Annotated in this window: 1 pseudogene; it reads right to left on the minus strand. The window is 51.0% G+C overall.

Annotated elements, in window-relative coordinates:
* Positions 1–500 (minus strand): annotated as a pseudogene (locus tag PG766_RS16880) (hypothetical protein); the annotation flags it as partial.

Here is a 500-nt window from a genome sequence, read left to right on the forward strand (position 1 = left end):
CGGAAGCAAAGCCCCCAGTCATTCAGCCTGTTCAGATAATAGGTAATCAACGGGTAGAGGGACGCATAGGCAGACACACATTCTTCTGTGCGCCGGTTGTCCGGGAACCAGAGGTCAAGCCGGGTATCTTCTGACGGTGCGCCTTTGAAATAAAGGCTGCCAGCTTGAAAATGTTTCGGTTTTCCTGTCTCCCTGTCAAAGCTCATGGCTTCGTTATGGAATACCCCGGTCAAGCTGCTCATTTTATCCATGAAGCGGTCACAGGCAGCGTTACGGTCACGGGGTTCTCTGGCAAGCAGATAGCTGTTCCAAATACGGAACGCCACATACATTTTCAGAGGGTCATTGCTAAGATATTTTCCCCAGAGAAATTCGCTTGCCGCCTGCTCCAGCTCCGGCTGTTTCCATCGGTTGGAGTGGAGGGCTTGCCGCAGTGGAGAAAGCCCGTATAAGTTCCAATCTCTGTCCGTGTCACGCTCAAAGTTTATCAAAAAAGTTCC

The organism is Coprococcus sp. LG101-27, from assembly GCF_027695515.1.
GTDB classification, from domain to species: domain Bacteria; phylum Bacillota; class Clostridia; order Lachnospirales; family Lachnospiraceae; genus Allocoprococcus; species Allocoprococcus comes.